17 protein-coding genes and 2 pseudogenes are annotated in these 20,290 nt (G+C 71.1%); 16 read left to right on the plus strand and 3 right to left on the minus strand.

The window, feature by feature from the left end; genetic code table 11:
• Nucleotides 1-51: 51 nt before the first annotated feature.
• Nucleotides 52-630 carry a TetR/AcrR family transcriptional regulator gene (locus ACFV57_RS38115; RefSeq protein ID WP_385242325.1) on the minus strand — a complete coding sequence of 193 codons (579 nt, stop codon included), beginning with the start codon at nucleotides 628-630 and terminating at the stop codon, nucleotides 52-54.
• Nucleotides 631-886: 256 nt separating this feature from the next.
• Here ACFV57_RS38115 and ACFV57_RS38120 point away from each other — a divergent pair, with 256 nt between their 5' ends.
• Nucleotides 887-1,888 (plus strand): aldo/keto reductase, encoded by a 1,002-nt coding sequence (locus ACFV57_RS38120; protein WP_385242328.1) that lies wholly within the window; start codon nucleotides 887-889, stop codon nucleotides 1,886-1,888.
• 349 nt (nucleotides 1,889-2,237) lie between these two features.
• Nucleotides 2,238-2,406: pseudogene (locus ACFV57_RS38125) on the plus strand (MFS transporter); the annotation flags it as partial.
• A 191-nt stretch (nucleotides 2,407-2,597) separates the two neighbouring features.
• On the opposite strand, the gene ACFV57_RS38130 reads toward ACFV57_RS38125, so the two are convergent.
• A complete protein-coding gene (locus ACFV57_RS38130; RefSeq protein WP_385242331.1) occupies nucleotides 2,598-3,335 on the minus strand; it encodes a class I SAM-dependent methyltransferase in 738 nt (245 codons plus the stop codon).
• Between the two features lie 976 nt (nucleotides 3,336-4,311).
• Here ACFV57_RS38130 and ACFV57_RS38135 point away from each other — a divergent pair.
• The 14 genes from ACFV57_RS38135 to ACFV57_RS38200 all read left to right on the plus strand — a co-directional run bounded on the left by ACFV57_RS38135 (nucleotide 4,312) and on the right by ACFV57_RS38200 (nucleotide 19,744).
• Nucleotides 4,312-5,523 (plus strand): MFS transporter, encoded by a 1,212-nt coding sequence (locus tag ACFV57_RS38135; RefSeq protein ID WP_385242334.1) that lies wholly within the window; start codon nucleotides 4,312-4,314, stop codon nucleotides 5,521-5,523.
• A 145-nt stretch (nucleotides 5,524-5,668) separates the two neighbouring features.
• Nucleotides 5,669-6,481: an NAD(P)-dependent oxidoreductase gene (locus ACFV57_RS38140; RefSeq protein ID WP_385242336.1), complete on the plus strand. Its 813-nt coding sequence runs from the start codon at nucleotides 5,669-5,671 to the stop codon at nucleotides 6,479-6,481.
• A gap of 77 nt (nucleotides 6,482-6,558) precedes the next feature.
• Nucleotides 6,559-7,473: a hypothetical protein gene (locus tag ACFV57_RS38145; protein WP_385242339.1), complete on the plus strand. Its 915-nt coding sequence runs from the start codon at nucleotides 6,559-6,561 to the stop codon at nucleotides 7,471-7,473.
• An 80-nt stretch (nucleotides 7,474-7,553) separates the two neighbouring features.
• Nucleotides 7,554-8,555 (plus strand): GNAT family N-acetyltransferase, encoded by a 1,002-nt coding sequence (locus ACFV57_RS38150; protein WP_385242343.1) that lies wholly within the window; start codon nucleotides 7,554-7,556, stop codon nucleotides 8,553-8,555.
• Nucleotides 8,542-9,492: a DegT/DnrJ/EryC1/StrS family aminotransferase gene (locus tag ACFV57_RS38155; RefSeq protein WP_385242346.1), complete on the plus strand. Its 951-nt coding sequence runs from the start codon at nucleotides 8,542-8,544 to the stop codon at nucleotides 9,490-9,492. The genes ACFV57_RS38150 and ACFV57_RS38155 overlap by 14 nt, the downstream gene beginning before the upstream one ends.
• A 10-nt stretch (nucleotides 9,493-9,502) precedes the next feature.
• Nucleotides 9,503-10,672 carry a DegT/DnrJ/EryC1/StrS family aminotransferase gene (locus tag ACFV57_RS38160; RefSeq protein WP_385242349.1) on the plus strand — a complete coding sequence of 390 codons (1,170 nt, stop codon included), beginning with the start codon at nucleotides 9,503-9,505 and terminating at the stop codon, nucleotides 10,670-10,672.
• Nucleotides 10,673-10,680: 8 nt separating this feature from the next.
• Nucleotides 10,681-11,838 (plus strand): histidine phosphatase family protein, encoded by a 1,158-nt coding sequence (locus tag ACFV57_RS38165; protein WP_385242352.1) that lies wholly within the window; start codon nucleotides 10,681-10,683, stop codon nucleotides 11,836-11,838.
• Nucleotides 11,835-12,989, plus strand: coding sequence for a hypothetical protein (locus ACFV57_RS38170; protein WP_385242355.1), 1,155 nt, complete (start codon nucleotides 11,835-11,837; stop codon nucleotides 12,987-12,989). The genes ACFV57_RS38165 and ACFV57_RS38170 overlap by 4 nt, the downstream gene beginning before the upstream one ends.
• A complete protein-coding gene (locus tag ACFV57_RS38175; protein ID WP_385242358.1) occupies nucleotides 12,986-13,708 on the plus strand; it encodes an LOG family protein in 723 nt (240 codons plus the stop codon). The genes ACFV57_RS38170 and ACFV57_RS38175 overlap by 4 nt, the downstream gene beginning before the upstream one ends.
• A 40-nt stretch (nucleotides 13,709-13,748) precedes the next feature.
• Nucleotides 13,749-14,693, plus strand: coding sequence for a glycosyltransferase family 2 protein (locus ACFV57_RS38180; RefSeq protein ID WP_385242361.1), 945 nt, complete (start codon nucleotides 13,749-13,751; stop codon nucleotides 14,691-14,693).
• Between the two features lie 70 nt (nucleotides 14,694-14,763).
• Nucleotides 14,764-16,155 carry a DUF6271 family protein gene (locus ACFV57_RS38185; protein ID WP_385242364.1) on the plus strand — a complete coding sequence of 464 codons (1,392 nt, stop codon included), beginning with the start codon at nucleotides 14,764-14,766 and terminating at the stop codon, nucleotides 16,153-16,155.
• A 23-nt stretch (nucleotides 16,156-16,178) separates the two neighbouring features.
• Nucleotides 16,179-17,924, plus strand: a complete 1,746-nt coding sequence (locus tag ACFV57_RS38190; protein ID WP_385242367.1) for an asparagine synthetase B family protein — start codon at nucleotides 16,179-16,181, stop codon at nucleotides 17,922-17,924.
• Nucleotides 17,925-18,291: 367 nt separating this feature from the next.
• Nucleotides 18,292-18,543: a hypothetical protein gene (locus ACFV57_RS38195; RefSeq protein ID WP_385242370.1), complete on the plus strand. Its 252-nt coding sequence runs from the start codon at nucleotides 18,292-18,294 to the stop codon at nucleotides 18,541-18,543.
• Nucleotides 18,536-19,744 carry a DUF6895 family protein gene (locus ACFV57_RS38200; protein ID WP_385242373.1) on the plus strand — a complete coding sequence of 403 codons (1,209 nt, stop codon included), beginning with the start codon at nucleotides 18,536-18,538 and terminating at the stop codon, nucleotides 19,742-19,744. The genes ACFV57_RS38195 and ACFV57_RS38200 overlap by 8 nt, the downstream gene beginning before the upstream one ends.
• Nucleotides 19,745-19,776: 32 nt before the next feature.
• Here the strand turns inward: ACFV57_RS38200 and ACFV57_RS38205 are convergent.
• Nucleotides 19,777-20,202: pseudogene (locus ACFV57_RS38205) on the minus strand (ATP-binding cassette domain-containing protein); the annotation flags it as partial.
• Between the last annotated feature and the right edge of the window lie 88 nt (nucleotides 20,203-20,290).

Below are 20,290 nucleotides of genomic sequence, written 5' to 3' on the forward strand. Positions count from 1 at the left end.
GGTATGGTCCGGCGTCGCCGCGGTTTCGCCAGGCGGCCTCCCAGAGCAGCGTCACGGTTCGGCGTGATCTGCACCAGCTCGCGGAGCGCGCCGGGACCGTGTGACCGCCCCGGAACACCCGGCGCGCAGGCCGTCCCAGACGACGCCCAGCACCCGCTGGGGCCCGGCCAGGCCGCCGTCGTTGCGGTGCCGGGCCAGGATGAGGCCGGTGATCAGCGCCATGAGGTCGGCCACGCTGATGTCGTCGCGGATCGCGCCCGCCTGCTGGGCCTGGAAGAGCAACTTGCCGATGACGCGGCGCAGTTGGAGGCGGGCCTGCGGTACCGCGGCGGACGGGTCGGCGTCGTCCCCGGAGAGTGCGTCCATCATGTCCTTGCGGACGCTGCCCTCCTCGATGGTGAGGGAGAGGAACGTCAGCAGTGCCTCGGCCGGCTCGTCGGTGTCCACCAGCTGTTCGGCCTCGGAGACCAGTTGCTGCAGCCGGCCCAGGATGATCGTCTCGAAGAGCACCTCCTTGCTGGAGAAGTGCCGGTACACGGTGCCGGAGCCCACCCCCGCGCGGCGGGCGATCTCGTCGAGCGGGACGGCGAGACCCTCCGAAGCGAACGCCTCCTGGGCGGCCTTGAGCACCCGGGCCCGATTCCGCTGCGCATCGGAGCGCAGCGGAGCAGGAAAACGGGGAGTGGTCTCCGTTTCCTGAGGAGGAGGACCGATGGCATTCGAGGGTTCGTCCGTATTTACCACGTATATCTCCTGGTTGAACGTTGACAATCGGGGGGCCCGCTCCGTATCGTCACTCCGGTTCCTGCGGTCGGATTCTAGAGTGCACCACACGGGCCGGGTCCGGGCCGTACGGAGAAGACCACCGGAATCCGATGAAGGGACCGTGGAGTTGAGCGCCTTACCGATTCCGCGCCGCCGTCTGGGGCGAACGGGTCTCGAAGTCTCCGCCCTCGGTCTGGGCTGTATGGGGATGAGCCAGACGTACGGAACTCCCGACGATGACGAGTCCATCGCAACGATCCACCGCGCCCTCGATATGGGCTGCAATTTCTTCGACACGGCGGAGTCGTACGGCCCGTTCGTGAACGAGGAGCTCCTGGGCCGGGCGCTGCGCGGTCGGCGGGACCGGGCGGTGATCGCGACGAAGTTCGGCTGGGAATACGAAGGCACCCGGCGCGGGGCACTGAACAGCAGGCCCGAACATATCCGCCAAGTCGTGGACGCCTCACTGGCCCGCCTCGATACCGACCGCATCGATGTGCTGTACCAGCACCGGGTCGAGAAGGTGCCCATCGAGGAGGTCGCGGGCACCGTCGGCGACCTCATCGCGACGGGAAAGGTGGCCCACTTCGGGCTCTCCGAGGCCGGCGCGGGAACCATCGCGCGGGCCCACAAGGTCTGCCCCGTCACCGTGCTGCAAACCGAGTACTCCCTGTGGGAACGGCACGTGGAGCAGGAGATTCTCCCCACCATCCGGGAGCTGGGCATCGGTCTCGTCGCCTACTCCCCGCTGGGCCGGGGCTTCTTGACCGGGTCGGCGATGCGCGCGGAGGACTACCCGGACAGCGACTACCGCAAGCACGACCCGCGCTTCCAGGGCGCCAACTTCGACAGCAACACGGCCGCCGCCGACGTGGTACGCGAGATCGCCCGCGAGTTCTCGGCCACGCCCGCCCAGGTCTCTCTCGCCTGGCTGCTGCACAAGGGCGCGGACATCGTGCCGATCCCCGGCACGAAACGGCGCGTCACCCTTGCCGAGAACCTGGCCGCCGAGCAGCTGGCTCTCGATGCCGAGGCGTTGCGGCGACTCGACGAGGCCCTGCCGGTGGAGGCGGTGGCCGGGACCCGCTATCCAGAAAGCGTCATGCACATGAACGGTCGCTGACGCGCCGTCATGCATGTGAAGTGTTGCAGGGGAAGGGGTGCTGATGCTTCAGACCGTTGCCGTTTCTCCGCGGGGTAAGAGAAATACGGGGAAGTAATATTTCGTAAGCTGATCAGTGCTGCCGCGGCCGGTCTGTGAGCGAGGTCCGGACGGGTGACCGGACACCTGCCTGCACATGGACCGTCGTGGCCGCCCCCTGTGGCGGCCTTCGGTTCCGAACGCCTACCGACACTCGCTCCGGACGGGAGAGTCTCCAATTACCCATGGCTTCGCGCAGCCCTGAGTAAGCGTCAAGGACAAGGCGCGCATCGAGGAATGCCCCGTGGACTGCGTTGATGAAGGGAGCCGGCTCATCGCCTTCCGCGCCCTCCAGGCCGTTGGAGGGGCGCTGCTGAATCCCGTGGCGATGTCCATCATCGTCGGCGTCTTCCCGGAGAAGAAGGAGCGCGCGCGTGCGGTGGGGGGTGCGGACCTCGGTCGTCGGGCTGAGCCCGGCGGTCGGCTACGTCGTTCTGGGCGCCGGGTCCGGGCTGGTGTCCGGCCCGGCCACCCATACGGTGGTGTCGGGGATGCCGGCCGACCGGGCGGGTGTGGCCGGGGCGCTCGCCTCGACCGGCCGCTGGGCGAAGAACAGCGCGTGGCGCAGTGGCAACTGTCTCTCCTGGCGTCCGGGCGCGCGCCGTTCCGCGGCCCGGTGAGGCCCCGGTGTTCAGTGCCGACGGCGGCCATGGTGGATGAGGCGGTGCGGGGAGGCTTCCGCGCCGTAGCCGTGGTCGGTTCCGGTCAGGTCGAAGCCCGCGCGGTCGAGTGCGGCCTCGGTCCGGAGCGAGCCGAGATAGGCCCAGCGCTCCTGTACCTCGGTGAGCACCTGCTCGCCGATGCGGAAGGATTTCTCGATCAGCACATGGTCGGACATGGGGGTTTGGCGTTCCCATTCCTCCACCGTCGCGCCGGCCGCCGGGCAGGGCTCCGCCAGCGCGAGATGCCAGTCGGTCGCGGCGCGGGCGTCGAAGTTGCCGCTGACGTCGATATGGATGTACGCGCCGGGACGCAGTACCCGCGCGGCCTCGGTGAGGGCCCGGTGCCGGTCCGGTGCCGTCAGGAGGAGCTGGAGCGTCGAGTACGGCACGACGGCGGCGTCGAACGGCCCGTGCAGCGGCAGTTCGCGCATGTCGGCGCACACCGGTGTCAGGCCGGGCGCCCGTGGCATCCGCCGCAGGCGCGCCAGGCTCGCGTCGACGGCCGTCACGCTGCGGTGGCGGTGCTCGGCCAGCGGTACCGCGACGCGCCCGGTGCCGGCGCCCAGCACGAGCAGTCGTTCGTCTTCTTCGGTGACCGTCAACCAGTAGGCGATGTCGGCCTGTTGGCGGCGCAGGCGGTGGTCGTTGTGCCAGTCGTAGAGGGACGCTTCCCATGCCGCGGCGTCCGGCGCGGTGGGCGCGCTCATGGCGCGTCCGGCCGGGGGCGGCGGGCAGACGTTTCGGTACCGGGGCCGGTCGTGCCGTACGGCGGTGCCGGATAGCGGATGGTGTCCTCCTCGGGGGTGTTCGGCGGTGGGAGCGTGCGCCGGGCAGGGGGGGACGGGGCGCCGGGCGAGGACCGGGAGCCGGGGCGCCGCGAATTCGGACAGTCCACAGGCCGGAGAAAGTGCCGGACGCGTCGGGTCATCGCCGTTTTCCGGCGCGGGTCGCGCGTCCGTTCCGACCGCCGGGCCGTCCCCGTCGCGCCGCCGTCGGCAGTCAAACACCCCGCCCTTCGGAGGGTCAACAGGTACCCAGGACAGGGGAATCCACCCCCGGCCTGTAAGGATTTTACTGTTTGTTTCAAAACCTTCGCAGAGTCTCCGCAACCACGTTCCGCAAGCCAGTCACCGTGCCGATTCAGCCACTTCTCCGGTCCGTTTGCGGATGTCGGTCGCATGGCCCCGGAGAGCGGGTAATCGGTGCTTCGGGATATCGACAGTGTGTCGGTCATATCAATGGTGAGCCGTGTCCCGCACGGCCGAGCGGCCTGTCCCCGGGGTTGCCGGCAGGCCTTCCGCTGCCGGTCAGCCGGGCTGCCGCGGCATGGCTTCAACGACCGCGGGAAAGTTGACGAAGAGGTTCCGGAACCGCCGGGAGGGAGTTGACTGCCCGCTCCGGCCGATGGTTGACTACGAATGTGGCTGCAAATACCACGTCTTTTTGGCGCGTCTGCGGGTAATCGTAGAGCAGCGCGGATGTTTTCGGTGTCCTGACCGCCCAAACCGCACGAAGCGGCACGCCACGGCGCGCTGCGCGCCACTTATATATGTCTATTTGTAAGGTCGCCTCCTGTTCAGGATTGGGGCTCACCAGAACATGGCGAGTGTGTTAACAAGCGTCCGTTCCCGCGGGGAAATCTGGCGTGATTTTTCCTCGGGGGAACGGCGTGAGATCGGCGCCGTGGTCGTCTCCACCTTCCAGAGCCAGAGCGCCTCCACGCTGCTGCTCATGCTGCTCTCGCTGTTCGCGCTGAAGATCAGCGGGTCGTCGGCGAGCGTTCCGCTGGTCGTGGCGGCCGGAGCGCTCCCGCCCTTGCTGTTCGTGCGCTGTGTACGCGTGGTGAACCGCCTGCTGGACGAACGGTGGGTGATGCTGCTGTCCGACGTCGGGGCCTTCTCGGTCTCGTCGGCCCTGTGGTGGCTGGTGCACAGCGGCAACGCCCGACTGTGGCACGTCTACGTCGGCATGTTCCTCTTCGCGACCTTCGGCGCCTTCTACATGCCCGCGATGCGGGAGTGGGCCGCCGGCCGCACCGGCAGCCTGGAGCAACTCACCTGGCTCAACGCGATGCTGGCCGTGGCGACCCAGGCGTCCGTCGTCGTCGGCTGGGCGGTGGGCGGCGTACTGGCCGCGTCGATCGGCATCGCGGCGTCCCTGCTCGTCTGTGTCCTGTCGTACGCCGTCGGCATAGTGCTGCAGTTCGTCGTCTTCGTCGTCGTCAACCGGGCGCGCTTCAGGCGGCTGCTGCCAGGACCGGCGCAGGGCGACGACGCGCCGCGGACCGTGACGGCCGGCACCTGGAAGAACATGTGGGCACCCGGGCGGCTGGGGCTGTTCACGGCGTCGCTGCTCCTCCTGGAACTCACCCACACCCTCGCGTTCAGCATGTTCATCCCCCTGCTGACCTCGGGGGACCAGGACAGATCGTGGGTGGCGGGCATCGCGAACGCGTCCTTCGCGCTGGCGGCGGTCATCAGCGGCGTGGCCATCTCCGGCGGTGTGCTGGGGCGGTACGCGCGGACCCTGACGCCGCACATCGTCCTGACCGGATTCGCCGTCCAGATCGTCTTCGGACTGACCGCCGCCTATCCGGCCCTGGCCATCTGTCTGTACGCGCTGGTCGGCCTGCTCAGCGGCGGTGACAGCGCCCTGCAGAGCGAGGTCCAGGACCGCTGGCGGCCGGTCGGCTCCTCCCAGGCGTACGCCGTCTTCGGCGCGGTCCAGGGCCCGTCGCACCTGGTCGGCGCCCTGGTGATCTCCTGGTTCCTGTCCTGGCTGCCGGTACACGTGCTGTATGTCGCCACGATCGTCGTCTGCGGGATGACCGCCGGAGCCCTGCTGCTCCTGGCGCGGCTGCGGGCCGCTCGGCCGATGACCGGGCAAGAGGCCTGAGCCGGGGTCCGCGCCCCCGCGCCCCTCGGCCCGACTGTTCAGGGTTCCCCTGGTGAACCGCCGTTCCCCGGCGGACCAAAACCTCCGACCAACACGCACAGTGACGACCTGACCGAACAAGAGTCATGACGGAAGGGAAGCAACCATGCCGGACATCGCTGTTTACGGTCTGGGAGAGATGGGCGCGGACATCGCGCGCTGTATCGCCGGACGCGGGCGGGAACTCGCCGCCTACGACCCGGTGATCGACCTGTCGGGCGAACTGCCCGGCATCCGGCAGTGCGCCTCCGCCGGCGAGGCCGCCGGTGGAGCGCGCGTCCACCTGGTCGTACTCAAGAAGCTGAGCGACCTGGAGTCGCTGCTCTTCGACGAGGGCGGGCTGTGCGCGGCCGCTCCCCGCGGCTCCCTGGTGGTGCTGCACACCACGCTCACCCCCCAGGTCGTGCGCGATCTGCACGAGCGGGTGCGGGACACCTACGGACACGCCCTGATCGACGCCGCGCTCAGCCGACGTGGGGGCCGTGTCAGCGAGGGGTCGCTCTCCCTGTTCCTCGGCGGCTCCGACCCCGACATCGCCTCGGTCAAGGCCACGTTGGAGGTGTACGCCGACAACATCGTGCACGCCGGGCCCACGGGCGCCGGAATGACCGTCAAGCTCTGCAACAACTGGCTGCTCTACAGCAACCGCAACGCGGCTCTCCAGGCCCTGCGGACGGGGCGGGAACTGGGCGTCGAGATCGACGTGCTGCGGCAGGCCCTGGCGACGTCCACGGGATCGAGCTGGGCCCTCGCGCACTACTCCGACCTCGACGAGGCGATCGTCGCGGGCCGCGGCGCCCCTCCGGTCGCCCGCGACCGGACCGCCTCCGAACTGGGCATGGCGCGGGAGATGGCGGCGTCCCTGGGGGAGCCGCCGACGAGCCTGAAGGAGGCGTTCGCCCTGATCGACGCGATGTAGACGGCCGTCAGCGGAAGCTGCCGCGGAAAGACGGGACGACGGCGCCGTCGGCGTACGTGCATGGCGGAAAGGCGGAAATGCGCAGCACAGTCCTCCACGAGGACGGATTGTCCGGCCTCACACACACGCTCCCTGTCCAGTTGTGGAATTCGGCCCTCGCCGCGAAGGTCTACGGACGCACGCTCGACGTGGTGTGTTTCCGGCGCGGGGACACCCCCGTAGGCGTCTGGGTCTGCCCGCTCGACGGCGCGGACACGCCCGCCGCCCGGCGGCCGTACCGGCTGCTTCCCTACGCCTCGCCCTGGGTCGATCCGCGCCTGCACCCGATCGACCGGCACCGGGTGGTCGCCTCGATGACGGCGACGCTGATGGCCCACGCGGAATCGGTGGAACTCCCCATGGACCCGCGATTCGGCGAGGTCGCGGCCCTTTTCGAAGCGGGGGCCGTCGCGCTGTGCCGGCACACCCGGATGCTCGACCTGGAACCGGGGCACGACTTCCGGTCGGCGTACACATCGACCGTACGCAACCACGTCCGCGCGGCGGAGAAGAAGCACACCGTCGAACGCGTGAAACCGGAGGAATTCGACTTCTCCCGGGCGATCGTGGGGCAGGACGAGGCCGCCGTCGCGGCCCGCCGCGCATCGGGAATCGCGGTGAGCCGGGAGAACGCCACCCTGTGCCTCGCGGCGGTGGACGAGGGGGAGGTCTGCCGGGGCCAGGTTTTCGTGCTCGGGTCCGCCGGGACCGCGATCCTGATGCATTCCTGGTTCGACCGTTCGGGTACCCGGGGCGTGCCGAGCCTGTTGGTGGACCGGGCGATCGGTGCGGCCGTCGGCGAATGGGAGGCGACCGCCTTCGATTTCGAGGGCAGTGTGATTCCCGGCATCGACCAGTTCATGGCGGGCTTCGGCGCCCGCGCCGCCGCGTATCCGCACATCCAGTGGCAGCGCTCGGGCCCGTCCTCGTCGCCCGCGGCGGCATTCGGATGACCCCGGGCAGCCGGACCGGGACCCCGGCCGGACGGCGAACGGCTCCCCACTGCTCGGACAGCCCGAGGAAGGACCGACACATGGTGTCCGTCGTGGACTGGAACGGCCTCACCGCAGGCCTGACGGAGCGCTGGCGTGCCCTGTACGACCGGTACGGCACCAGGGTCCAGCAGTCGCCCGCGTACGCGGAGGCCATGCACCGGGCGGGCGAGCGGGTGCTCGTCGCTCTCGGCCCGGAGACGGCCGTCGCCTTCGGCCGGGACGGAACCATGTGCAGGGCCCTGTGCAACGACGTACCGGTGCTGAGCGCCGAACCGGCCGGCTCCGGGCAGCTGTCCGACGTCATGGCCCAGGTGCGGCGGGCGACCGGCCTGTCGGTGTACGCGCCGCTGGTCGCGGCCGAGTACGCGGGCGTGGCAGCGGGGGCGGAGTTCCGCACCTGGCCACGGCTGCCCAGTTCCGTGATCGACTGGGCGCACGACGGCGCCGACCTCTGGGACCGCGCCCTCGGCCGCGGCACCTCCCAACTGACCCGCAAAAGGCGGCTCGTCGAGCGGGACGGCCTGGTCCTGGACCTGGCGCGGACCGGAACGGCCGCCGCTCATGACATGCTGGCGGTGGACGACAACTCCTGGAAGGCGGCTCGCGGTCAGAGTATGCGGCAGCGTGGTTCGCAGCAGGAGGTCTACGGCGGCCTGGTGCGCGCCGGCGTGCTGACGGCCACCTTTCTGCGGGACGGCGGGCGCCCGGTGGCCTTCCGGCTGGACGGCCGGGCCAAGGACCGCGTGGTGTGCCTGAAATGGTCCTACGACGAGGCGTACCGGCGCTATTCCCCTGGGCTGTATCTGCTCACCACGGGCCTGACCCGGCAGTGGAGCGGCGCCGGTGTCCGTACCGTCGACCTCTTCGGCAGCCCGGACTCGCTGAAGGACCTGCTGTACAGCGAGCGTCCGCACCGCACGGACGTCTGGTGCGGAGATCCGGAGCAGGGAGCCGAACTCGCGGCCGAACGGCGGCAGTTGGACGCCCGGGTGTCCCGGGCGCAGCACGGGGGGAGGGGTCTTCGTCATGCGTACGGATGACGGTGCGCACGCCGACGGTGCGTACGCGGCGGCCGTGGCCGAAGTGGCCCACCGGTTCGGGCAGCCGGCCGCCACGCTGACGGCGACCGGTGCGGCGGCGCTCGAAGTCGCCCTGGAAATCCTCGGGATCGGCCGGGGGGACGAGGTCGCCGTACCGGACCTCGGCTGCCACTCGCTCGCCGCGGCGGTGGTGCGCGCCGGTGCGACACCGGTGTTCGTCGGCGTCGGCGAGTCGCTGACGCTCGACCCCGACGACGTCGCGGCGTGCTGGTCGCGCCGGACCCGTGCGGTGATCGTCCCGCACCAGTACGGGCTGCCCTGCGACGTGCGGGGCATCGTGGCCGCCGTGCCGCCGGACGCCCTGGTGATCGAGGACGTGGCACAGACCTGGGGCTCGCACTCCGGCGGGGTGGTCTCGGGGGCCACGGGCGTCCTCGCGGTCACGTCGTTCGGCCCCTCGAAGCCCGTCGCCCTGGGAGCCGGGGGCGCGGTCCTCGGGACGGCCGCCGCTCTGGAGGGGGCGGTCGCACAGGGCGGCGTCGGCGACCGCCGACTGGACCGCGTGCCCTCCCCGGCCCGGTTTCCGTGGCCCCTGCTGGAACGGCTGCCCGACGCCCTGGAGCGGGCGGACGCACGCCTGGCGGCGCGCCGGTCCGGGGTCGCGGAGTTCCTCGCCGGTGAACTGTCCGCGCATTTCCGCCTGCCGCCCCTCCCGCCGGACGCCGGCGCGGGGTGGACGAGAATGCCGCTCTACCCGTTGCCGTCGGTGTCCGCGCGGCCGGCCCGGGAATTGCGGAGAATGCTGGAAACTCTCGGCCCCGTACAGGAATTGCATGCGGTTCCACCATCGGGGTTGCCCATGTTCCGGGGAGTCGAGAAGCTGGTGTTTCCCGGCGAGAAAAGGACCGTCGACCCCCTCCTCGTAAAGATTGGATGAAAGTATCGCCATGGCAGTGGTAAATCCCCATCAGTTCTTCGACCTGCCCGCCGAATCCCCCGACACCCTGCCGTATTTCCATGCCGTGCTGGGTGACGGACAGCTCTTCCGCTACGTCGAGAGCGAGCGGGAATCGGCGAACACCGCCGTCGAACGCTTTTTCGCTGGTTACTTCGGCAAGGAGGCCGCCGTGGCGGTCGCCAACGGCACGGTCGGCCTGCGCCTGTCCCTCCAGGCCGCCGGCGTCAAGCCGGGCGACCGGGTCCTGGTCAGCGCGTACTCCTTCATCGCCTGCGCCATGGCCGTCGCGTCGGTCGGCGCGGTGCCCGTACCGATGGACATGGACACGGCGCTGACCGTGGACGCCGCGGCCCTGAAGGCCGCCGAAGGGCCCGTGGCGGCCGTCATGGTCGTACACGTCCAGGGCCACGCCGTACCGGTCGGGCGGGTGCGCGAACTCTGCGACGCCCTGGGGGTCCCGCTCATCGAGGACGTCTGCCAGGGCGTCGGCGCCGCCTCCCCGGACGGCCGCGCGGGAGCGCTCGCGGACATCGCCGTCACCAGCTTCCAGCAGTCCAAGCAGATCTCGTCGGGCGAGGGCGGGCTCGTCGCCGGCACCGCCGACCTCGTCGAGCGCGTCTACCGGCTCTCCGACCTCGGCGCCGTACGCCACGGCGGCGGCCTGCCGGACTGGGACGACGAACGGGCCGTGATGGCCGACAACCTCCGGCTCACCGAGCTCCAGGCGGCGCTGGTGATGGACCAGGCCACCGCGCTGGACGACACCCTCGCCCGGCAGCGGGCGAACCGGGCCCGGCTCAAGGAGGCGCTCGGTTCGCAGGTCACCGTCCTGGACAGCGAACACCCGGCCGGCGACTCCGGGTCGCACACCCTGTTCGTGGCCCGCACCGCGTCCGACGCACAGCAGTTCTGCGCGGCTTTGAAGGCCGAGGACGTGGTCGCCCGGGTCGTGTGGAAGAAGACGTTCCTCGAATACGGGGTGTTCCGGCAGTCCGGGCTGACCGACGAGCTGTCCTCGCAGCAATGGCCCAAGACGGCCGTCGCGCTGGGGCCGAGAATCCTCAGCGTCCCGGTCTCGAAGTACGTACCGGAGTCCGGTGTGGCACGGGTCGCCGAGGCCGTGCTGAACCACCGTCAGCACCTCGCCCGGGAATGGTGAGACGGAAAGTGAACTCCATCGCCCTGCTTCTGCGCGGCCTTCCCGGCACCGGCAAGACCACCACGGCCGCCCTGCTGCGCAACGCGCTCGTCCCGTCCGTCCGGGTCTCCAACGACTCGGTGCGGTACATGGCCCAGCCCCGGGACTTCAGCGACTTCACCCTCAAGGCGTCCGAGGCCGCGTGCGTCGACCTCGCGGTCTCCTACCTCGACAGCGGGTTCACCGCGGTGATCGACGGGGTCTACGAGGACATCGACTTCCTGGCCGCCCAGGAGCTCCGGCTCCGCAGGAAGGGCCTGCGGCTCGTCACGATCACCCTGCGGGCGTCCGTCGAGGACCTGCTGATCCGCAACGACGCCCGCGACCCGCTCGCCCGCATGGAGGAGGGCCGGATCAAGGAGCTGCACGCCTCGTTCCAGCCCTTCGGCACGGTGCTCGACGTCGGCGACAAACAGCCCGAGGAGGTCGCCGACGACGTACTGGACCTGCTGGACCTGATCCCGGCGGACGCGCCCGCCCCGTACTCCGGTACGGAATTGCTGTACCTGCGGCACGGGGCGCCGGAATACCCGTCGGACGTCTACCCGGACCCCTATGTGATGGGCCTGTCCCGGACGGGGCGCACGGAGGCCCTCGCCGCGCGCGCCGCCGTCCGGCGGTTCGCGCCCGACGCCGTCTACACCTCCGACTTCCGGCGCGCGTACGAGACGGCCGAGACAGCGGCCGGAGACCTCGGCATCGACCTCCGGCGCAGCGCCGACCTGCGGGAGCGGGTGTTCCACCAGTTCTTCGGCAGGCCCCTGGAGCGGGTGCGCGAACTCCTCGACGACGAGGCCGACCGCGTGCTCTCCGGCAACAGCGACCTGTGGGAACACCCCGACGAGGAGTCCGTGGCCGCGGCGCAGCGCAGGGTGCTCGACTTCTTCCGCACGCTCGCCCGCGAACACCGCGGCCAACGGGTCCTGGTGGTGGGCCACGGCGGCCCGCACGCATGGCTCGTGGAGAAGGCACTGCGCGCGGACATGACCGGCGTCCGGAGCCTGGCGTGGGAGACCGGCCACTTCTCCGGCTTCCGGCTGGACGGCGACGAGGTGTCCGTGCGCTTCCTCAACCGGTCGCCGGACGACGTCCCGAGCAGCGACAGCACGACGAAGGGAGAGCGATGATCCGACAGTTCGCGGTCCGGCCCGCGCGGATCGCCGTGGTGGCGACTCCGTTCGGGTTCGGCCCGGCGTCCAAGGCCTACACCATCACCCAGGTGCTGACCGGTTCGTACGGCATGAGCGTCCACTGCTACGGCGCGGACTCGGCGGGCGACTTCTTCGACGCGCAGGACGGCGTGCGCGCCCGCCACATCAGCGCCGGCGCGCTGGACCGGGAGCCCGGCCTGCTCAGCGGCTACGACGCGATCGTCAACGTGCTGGCCCCGGAGCTGATCCGGTCCCGGGAGACGGCCGCGGCGACGTACTACGTCGACAGCCTCGGCTTCATGTGGCAGTCCGCCGACATCCCGGTGGACAGCCCGCTCAAGCAGGTGCGCGGCTACTTCGCGCAGAACGTCTTCGGCAGCGTCGAGAACCTCACCGCCCTCGGCGTGCCCGGCGTCCGGCCGGTCTCCGGCATCGTGTCGGCTCCGGCCCCGGCCCCGTCCGCCGACCGGGCACCGGACGGCCCGCCCGCCCGCGCCCTGGTCCACCTGGGCGGCCTCGGCAACCCCGCGGGCACCGGCTCCGCACACGCCTACCTGCCGCTGGCGGAGCGGCTGCTCGGCGCGCTCCGCGACGACGGCTACGAGCTGACGGTGGCCATGAACCAGGCGGGCAGCGCGTTCCGCCTGGCCGGCGGGGGAGCGGTGCGGCAGCTCTCCGGCACGGGATTCCAGCAGGCACTGGCCGACTGCGCGACGGTGCTCAGCTCACCGGGCCTGACGACGCTGATCGAGACGTCGCAGGCGGGCCGGCCCTATGTGCCGCTGCCGCCGCAGAACTGGAGCCAGGTGCTCATCTGCGAGCACATGAGCCGGCTCTCCGGCCAGGGCGTCTGGCCGTTCCTGGCCGGCCGGTACCGGGCGGTCGACACCCGCGCCGCCGAGGCGGCCAAGGCGGCAGCCGTGCGGGAGATCAACCGTGACCTGGCCGCGGACGAGGGCTTTTTGGCGGAGTACGGCCGGCTGGCCCGCCGGGCGGCCCGCGAGGGCGAGGTGCCCACCGTGGGCGCCCCGTTCGGCGGAGCCGAGGAGATCGCGTCCGTGGTCGCCGCCGACCTGGGCGTGGCACGCGTCACCAATGACCTGTCGATGAATGTGGGGGCACGATGACCAAGCAGGTGCAGGGCAGCCTCGTGACGACGCTGCGGTCCATCGCCGACGAGATCGAGAACGTCCACGAGTGGAGCCAGGCGTCCAAATCACTGGCGCAGGAACGCATCGCCACGGTCTTCGGATCGGCGCGCACCCGCCGCGGACAACCCGCCTACGAGATGGCCCGGGACCTCGGGGCCGCGCTGGCGGCACGCCGGTGGACGACCGTGACGGGCGGCGGGCCGGGCATCATGCAGGCGGTCCGCGACGGGAGCGGCGAGACGCTGTCCCGGGCGGTCCGGATCGAGATCGAGGGCGAGGTCCCCGAGACCGTGCTCGACTCGGCCCGGTCGATCACCGTCGGCACGTTCGCGCTGCGCAAACTGCTGCTGACGCACGACATCGACGCCCTCTTCACCTTCCCCGGGGGCGTCGGCACCTTCGACGAGCTGTTCGAGGTCCTGGTGCACCAGGACACCGGCCGGCTCAACCGGTTCCCCGTCGTCCTGATGGCGCCCGAGGGCGAACGCATGTGGGAGGCGTGGCTGCGCTTCATGGACGAACACCTCGTCCAGGGCGGGCTGGCCAACCCCTCCGTACTGTCCGGACTGACCGTCGCCACGAGCGTCGAGGAGGCCTTCGCCGCGGTGGCGGACATCAAGGCCGAGGAGGCCGGGCGCGAGGAGGTACCGGCGTACGCCGGCGCGCGGGCCGGCCTCGACGGGCTGTCCGTATGAGCGCCCGGACCGGAGCGGCGCGAGGAGGTGGACCGTGCGGGTGAGCGTGATCATCCCGGCCTACAACGCGCGGGACTCGCTGGAGCTGTGTCTGCTGTCCCTGGCCCACCAACAGGCCGGCGGCGCGGTGTACACGACGGAAGTGGTCGTCGTGGACGACGGCTCCTCGGACGACACCGGCAAGATGGTCGCCGGCCTCGCCACCGGCCTCGACATCCGCTACGTCCACGAGCCGCGCACCCCGGCATCGGGCCGGGCCAGAGCCCGCAACATCGGTCTCGAAGCGGCGACCGGTGACCTCGTCGTCCTGCTCGACGCGGACCAGGTGGTCGCGCCGACGTTCCTCGCCGAACACGTCGCGTCGCACACCGGCGAGGACGACCTCCTGGTCCTCGGCCCGCGGTTCCAGCTGGGGGAGGGGCCGGCCGACCGGGAGCGCCTGCGCGACGGGTTCGCTCTCGAAGCGCTGCCCCCGGTCGTACGGGGCGACGAGCGCGAACCGGTCTTCGCCGCGCTGGAGTGCGGTCCTGAGGATCTGGAGACCGCCTGGCACTTCATGTGGACCTGCAACACCTCGGTCCGGCGCAGCCATCTGACGGCGCTCGGCGGATTCGACGAGGCGTTCCTCGGCTGGGGGCTGGAGGACAGCGAGCTGGGCTACCGGCTGGCGCGGGCCGGCGTACGGTTCGCGCACAACCCCCGCGCCGTCGTCTACCACGAGCACCGGCACGGCGTCACCGCCCGGATGCACCGTGAGTGGTGCCGCAACCTCGCCCGCTTCGAGCGCAAGCACGACGATCCGGTCGTACCGCTGCAACGCGTCTTCGGGCCGGTCATCGACCCGGCCGTCGCATCGGACCTGACCTGGATCGAGAGCGCCGTGCGGTTCGAGCTGGCGGCCCGCGCGCTGCGCGGCCGCGGCCGGACACCGCTCGGGCTGCTGCCGGAGAACACCGGCGCGCGGACGCCTTCGCCGGCGCCCTGAGCCGCCCGGGCCCGCGGCCGCCCGTCCGTCACCACCCCGTCCCCGGTACGAGAGGCCAACCCGCCACGCCATGAACCACCCTGTCAACCCGGCACACGACGACACGCGCGGCGCCCCCGCCACCAGACTCGTCTACATCCCCACCAACCGTCCCTTCGAGGCCGCCTTCCGCTCCGTCGTCGCCGAGGTGGCGGCGGTACGCAAGAGTTCCTCCGACGACGTCCGGCTGCTGGTCATCGACGACTGCTCGCCGGAGGACTCCCGGCGCAACCGGGACCTGACCGAGCGGGCCGGGCGCGAGCACGGCTGCGACATCCACGTACTGACCCCGCGGGACTGGCAGCGCCTGGCGGACGAGATCGTGGCCACCGCCGGCCTGCCACCGGCGGACGCGGCGGCGGCCCGGTCGGCTCTGGTCAAGCCGACCGGTTCGTACGGGGCCGGACCCAACAAGGCGGCCCTGGTCGCGGCGTTCACCGGCGCTGCCTCCCTGCACCGCCGCGACAGCGACCAGCTCACCGGGGTGGACCCCCGGTCGGGCTGGTCCCCCCTGCACGTCGAGAGCCGACTGCTGGACCCTGCCCCCGGCCCCGTACGGCCCGAAACCGCGGCGTACTGCGTCGGCTCGTCGCTGACCGGGGAGTCCACCCGCGACCGGCGCGACCTCCAGCACGACGACCCGGACTTCGCGCGCCGGATCGACGACCTGAGCAAGCCGCCGCCCGGCGCGCAGCGACTGCCCTCGGTCCCCGCGCCGGTCCCCGGGCGGATCACCGTCGGCGACGGTGTGCGGGTCGAGCGGGACGACACCGGCACCGTCGAAATGGGCATCGCCGCCCTGCGCACGGTGTACGAATGGATTCCCGAAATGCCCGCCGTAGGAGTCCTCGGCAGCGACTATTTCCAAAAGGGCCTGCTCTACCAGCTCGCCCTGCCGGTGCTGCACCACGAATTGCGGGCCCATCACGTCTACGAGGAATGGCGTGCCGAACAGAGCGACGCGCGGCACCTCGGCTGGTACGCCCTGGCCGAACTGCGCTATTCGATCCTCCGCTTCCACTGGAACGCGTTCAACGAGAAGGTGAAGGCCCACCGCGGACAATTGCTGCTCGCGGACGGCGGCTTCGACTCGCCCGCCTACGGCGAACTGTTCCTCGACGCGTTGCGGGAAGGCGCCGACCGGGCGGCGCGCCTCCCGCACACCTACGTCGCCATCTACAAGGAAGCGGCCGCCACGGCCACCGGGGACGTCCGGGACCGGCTGGACGTCCGCGTCGCCGCGCTGGAAGGAGCGGTGGACTCGGCACCGCGTGACATCGCCGACGCCGTCGAGGAGTTCGCCGGGCTCGTACGGCTCTGGCCCACGCTCACGTCCGCCGCCGCCCGCACGGGCGAGCGGCACGGGCGCCGGCTGGGGCTGTGGCAGGCCGCCGGGCCGAGCCGGACCGAGGAAAAGAGGTAGGACCTGTGTGTGGCATCGGTGGAATGGTGCTGAAGAGGCGCGGCGGCGTACGCGACGACGCCATGGCACGGCGGCTGGGTGCCTCGCTGGCCCACCGCGGCAGGTCGGGGGAGGGCGCGTACGCCGACGAACTGGTATCGCTGCACTCCGCCCGGCACGCGGTCATCGCCATCGAGGAGGCACGCCAGCCCCTCCGGGACTGCGGCGGCGCCTACGTGATGGTGGGCAACGGCGAAGTGCTCAACTACCGGGATCTGACGGCGCAGGTGCCGGCCGACCGCAGGCGGCGCCTGCCGCCGGGCGATCTCCAGGTCGCGCTGGAGCTGTTCGCGGCGCGGGGGCCCGACGGGTTCGAGCCCCTGCGGGGGCCGTTCGCGCTGGCCGCGTGGGACGGTGACGAACTGACGCTGGTACGCGACCGCCTCGGCGAACGGCCCCTGTACTACTACGAGACGCCCGAGCTGTTCATGTTCGCCTCCGAGGTCAGGTGCCTGGAGACGGCGCTGCGGGGCCGGCTCACCCTGGACGAGGCGAGCGTCCTGTCGTTCGTCGGGCTCGGGCGCATGACCGGCGACCGCACCCTCTACAAGGAGATCAAGTCGGTGGCGCCCGGCGAGATCCTGCAGATCAAGGGCGGCCGGACGACCCGGCGGCAGCTGGCCCCCGTACCGAACCTGCACGACGCGTCCGCCCGTCCGGGCGGCGAGGAAGGGGTGCAGCGCCTCATCGAGCAGGCGAACCACCGGCTGCTCGTGGCGGACTGCCCGGTGGCCGTCGGATTCTCCGGAGGCGTCGACTCGACGGTCGTCCTGAAGGCGGCGATGGAGGGCACGGACGTCGCCGCGGCCATCACCCTCTTCTCCGAACGCGGTCCGGGCATCGACGAGAACCTGCGCCGCGCCCGCGCCGTCGCCAAGGTCATGGGCGTCGACCTCGTCGAAGTGCCGTTCAGCATCCCGTCCCTCGACGACACCGTGGCCCTCCTGGACGAGACCCTCGACATGCCCGCCGCCGAACCCCTCGTGCTGCACAACGACGCCCTGCACACCGTCGCCCGCGACTACGCCAGGGTCCTGCTCGGCGGCCACGGAGCGGACGAGGTGTTCGGCGGCTACGACCGCTACAGCGCCCTTCAGGCGGACGCGAACCGTGCCACCACCCTGGAGTGGATGGGCGCCTCGCTGTGGGAGAGGTGGCGCCGCACGGCCGGCTGGAAGAACTTCGTCGACGAACTGGCCGGCGACGCCTTCGCCTCGCACGCCGACTTCACGACGGACGCGCTCGGCCGCCCGTTCCCCTACGAATTCGCCGAGGACAGCGACCCGGTCCTCTTCGGCCAGGCCCTCGACCTCTTCCGGCTGATGACCTACGACAATTTCCGCGCCACGGACGAGAACGGCATCGCCCGCGGGGTGGAGGTGCGCTCGCCGTTCTTCGACCTCGACCTGATCGCCGGGGTGTACGCCCTGCCCGTGGACCGCCGCATCGTGCCGCACACCAAGAAGCACCTGTTGCAGCGCGCGCTCCGGGGCACCCCGATGGAGGACATGTTCGCCGCCCGCAAGGTCGGTTTCGACGACGCGTTCTCCTATTCGGACTGGATGAACGAGAACTGGCCGGAGTTCTCCGCCACCATCACCGAGGGGCCGCTCGCCGAGATGGGCGTGGTGCGGGAAACGGCGCTCCACCGTCTCGCCGACATGGACTGGCGGCTCCTGTGGCGCCTCTTCTCCATGTCGGCCTGGCTGAAGCGCCGACAGCGCTTCTGAAAACAGGGGCCGCTGCCTTCCGGGCGCCGGAAGCGCCGTTTCGCCCCGAAGTCCGCGGCGACGGGGTTCCGCAGATCTCCGGACCGCTCCGTAGCCGCCCGTGCGCGGCTACGGCCTCGATACGGACCACCCGGGTGTCGTCGCTGCCGACCGGTCGGGCTACGCGGGAAGAACCCGAAGCGGAACGATCGCGTGCGAGAAGCCGCACCCCACGCACCGTAACGCCGCCCGGGAAACACCGGCCCCGTCGAGAACGCGGCTCCGTTTGCGGACTTTGTCACAGCGCAGGACTGTTCAGCGTTCATCCGATCCGACGGCGTCAGGCCGCCCGAACAACGAAGGAGAACACCGAAGAAAGAGGAGAAACATGAAAGAGAGCCTGACGCACAGCGAGGTCACCAAGATGGTCTCGGGCCTCATCAGGGCGGGTGTGGTAGACGGCGGAATGACCCTCGGCAAGCTCGTGGAGTCGCAGGCGACGACGCTGGACGACGGGCCCGCGGACCCGGACCTCCACGTCCTGTGCTGCAACGAGTACTTCCTCGCGACCCAGGGGATGCCGCAGCCCACCGAGGACTCCGACTCGGTCGCGGAAAGCGTGCGGAGCGACCTTGCCTAGCCAGGACCAGGTGCCCGCCGGTACGCCGGCGGGCACCGCCGCGAGCGGAACATATCTCGGCGGCCGGATATGCGAGATCCTCGAATTCGCCGTGCGCCACCTACCGCGTCTTTCCTCCTACGAGCAGCACTGGCGGGGAAAGCAGGACCCCATCGTCTCGATGAACGAGAAGATCGTGGTCGAGGCGGCGCTCCTGGCCTTCGCCTGCCACCGGGTGAGCCACGCGGAGCCCCGTATCGCGGCCGGGGTCCGGGCGCTCGCCGAAGCCCTGCTGCCGCACGCCAGGAGTGCGCGGAACGCGGACCTGCTGGCGCGCGTCCCGCAGAGCGCCGCCTCGATCGGCACCTCGCATCTGCTCCTCGACCGCATCGGATACCCGGACGCGCGCTACGACGCGCTCCACTCGGCGGCGGTCGCCGCGGCACACCCCTGCGTACCCGAACGGCTGCCCTACCGCTACATGGAACAGCGGTGGCTCGCCTCGCTCGCCCCGGGCGGCAGCAGCCGGCACGGGGTCGAGGCCCCGCCCGGGTCCGTCCTGTACGCGGATCTCACGGCGGTCGAGATGCACCCCAACGACGTCTACGCGCTCACCCACGCCGTCATGTTCGGCACCGACTTCGGACGGCGCGCGGCCGATCCACGGGTCGGCACCGACGCCGTACTGGCCACCCTCGACTCCTGCCTGGCCCTGCAGATCGCCAACGAGAACCTCGACCTGACCGGAGAACTGCTCTTCTCCGCCGCGATGCTGCGCCCCGGCACCACCTGCGCGTACACCCGCGCGGGCTGGGACCTGCTGACCGGCGTGTGGGAGCGGCTCGGTTACCTGCCCAGCCCGCGGTTCTCGACGCCCGAATACGAGGAGCTGCCGCCCGGGGCCCGCCCCGCCTACTCCTTCCAGCACACCTATCACACGATGTTCGTCGCCGGGATTCTCTGCGCGGTGCTGTACGACACGCACGGCGCGACGCCACGCCCGCACGCGCATGCCGCGCCCGACGACGTGGCCTCGGACGCCGTGCTCGCACTGGCCGCCAGGGAGTACCGGCTCGACGTACTTGAGCAGCAGCTCGGACGGCTCGGGGCGGCGCGAGGGCCGCTCACCCCGACGGCCCGGGCGGCGGCCCGCTATCTGGAGCTGCAACGCGCCGCGACCCGAGACGGCCCGGACCGTACCGAACCGGCGAAAGCGGCGTGACCCGGCCTGCCGCAGGCTTGTGGCCGGCCCGGTCAGCGAGACGCGGCTTCCTCCAGTTCGGCGTCCTGCGGTCCGGCGGCGCCCACGGCCGAGTTCAGCCGGGCGTACGTCCCCCCGGCGGCCAGGAGCTGGTCGTGGGTGCCGCGCTCGACGATGCGACCGCCTTCCATGACGAGGATCAGGTCCGCGTCGCGGATGGTGGAGAGCCGGTGGGCGATGACGAAGCTGGTGCGGCCCGCGCGCAGCGACTGCGTCGCGCGCTGGATGAGGGCCTCCGTGCGGGTGTCGACGGAGCTGGTCGCCTCGTCCAGGAGGAGGATCGAGGGCCGGGCCAGGAAGGCGCGGGCAATGGTGACGAGCTGCTTCTCGCCCGCGCTGACGTTGGCCGACTCCTCGTCCAGGACGGTGTCGTAGCCGTCGGGCAGGGTGCGGATGAAGCGGTCGGCGCACGTGGCGCGCCGCCAGCACCTGCTGGATGCGCCCGGCCGAGGCCCGCGCCCGCGGCAGCATCAGGCACACCATCGTCACCATCACCACCGACATCAT

Origin of the sequence: Streptomyces sp. NPDC059788, from assembly GCF_042732265.1 — a bacterium.
GTDB lineage: Bacteria > Actinomycetota > Actinomycetes > Streptomycetales > Streptomycetaceae > Streptomyces.